The 1,509-nt window shown below is 65.7% G+C and carries 2 protein-coding genes; both read right to left on the bottom strand.

Annotated features, from left to right (window positions below):
- Positions 1-887: hypothetical protein (locus VIW95_RS07830; RefSeq protein ID WP_331585101.1), on the bottom strand; the 887-nt coding region annotated here is incomplete at its 3' end.
- A gap of 10 nt (positions 888-897) precedes the next feature.
- The coding region (gene tmk / locus VIW95_RS07825; RefSeq protein ID WP_331585099.1) for a dTMP kinase at positions 898-1,509 on the bottom strand (612 nt) is incomplete at its 5' end.

The following is a 1,509-nucleotide window of genomic DNA, read 5'->3' as shown; positions in this document are numbered from 1 at the left end:
GTCTTAAGCAGTTTGTAGCATAGTATTTCCTCGAGCAGTCTTGCGAGCAGCTCGAAGTTGCCGGCGGCGGCGTCGCGGTTGGCAAAAAGCTCCTGCGCGATCGATTGCGCGCGGGCAAAGTCGATCGATTTTGCATGGCTGAGAGCGTCGATCAGTTCTTTCATCGGCGGCTCATCGCCGTCGGCCAAGGCGATCGCATTCGCCGCGCTGCCTCGCGCCAACATTGCCAACGCACGAGCGCGAGCCTGGTCGGCGACTCCGTGAGCGGCAAGGATAGCCTCGAGATCGGGCGGCTGTAGCGCGGGAAATCTCACGATGCGCATGCGCGAGCGGACAGTGTCGAGCAGCGCGCGTTCGCTGGCGGTCACCATTATGATGATAGCGTGGCCGGGCGGCTCCTCGAGCGTCTTCAGCAGCGCGTTCTGCGCAGGTTCGCCGAGAACCTCGGCGTCGTCAACGATCGCCATCCGAACCGGCGAGCGCGACGGCCGAATTCCAAGCCGCGAAATCAGCTCGCGTACCTGGTCGATCAGAACCTCGCTGCGGCCGGCGGGGCGCGACACGTAAGTGAAGTCGGGATGCACGCCCGTCGCGAGTTGCACGCATGCCGGACAGCATTCGCAATGTGGAGTGTCCGCGTCGCCGGCTCGCGCGCGGATGCGTTCCGTCTGGGGCGCGATGCGCACGGGGCATCGCGCGGTCGTGCAGCAAAAATTCTCGCCGGGCGACCGCTCGCACATCAACGCGTGTACGAGACTCGTCGCCACCAGCGCCTTGCCGACGCCGCGCGGCCCCGCGAACAGGTACGCGTGCGACGGGCGGCTGCGCATCTCGGCAAGCAGCCGCTCAGCAATTTCGCGATGCCCGCGGATCGACGCTAGCGGCATTGCAAACCAGTCATCGGCGCGCGAGCATTTCGTCAACGGCCCGCTGGACATCGATGGTGACGGCGGCGACTGGGCGGTCGGCGTCGATTACGACGACGCGCGACGGCTCGGCCTTCGCGATCGCGAGAAAACCGTCGCGGACCTTGCGATGGAATTCCGCGCGCTCGCCCTCGAAGCGGTCGGAGCCGCGTCCCGTCCCCTTCGCCCGCGCGCGAGTGCGCTCGAGTCCGGTCTCGACCTGCAGGTCGAGGACGATAGTGAGGTCGGGCGTCACGTTGTCGGTCGCAAGCCGGTTCAACTCACCGAGCACTTTGAGATCAACGCCGCGAGCATAGCCCTGGTAGGCGGTAGTCGAATCCGAGTAGCGATCGGAAATCACGATCTCGCCCGAGGCGAGCGCAGGCCGCAGTTTTTCGCGCACGTGCTGCGCGCGATCGGCCAGCACCAGCAGCAGTTCAGCGGCGATGTCGAGCGACACGGCGGGATCGAGAAAAATCGCACGAATCGTTTCGCCGGCGCGCGTGCCGCCGGGCTCATGCGTGACCGTTACGCGCCGCCCGCCCTTGCGCAAAACATCGCCAAGGATTGCGGCCTGCGTGGTCTTTCCGCTTCCTTCGACACC

It is taken from the genome of Binatus sp. (SeqCode) (assembly GCF_036522015.1).
Taxonomy (GTDB): domain Bacteria; phylum Desulfobacterota; class Binatia; order Binatales; family Binataceae; genus Binatus.
This window is presented reverse-complemented; position numbering and strand designations above follow the sequence as displayed.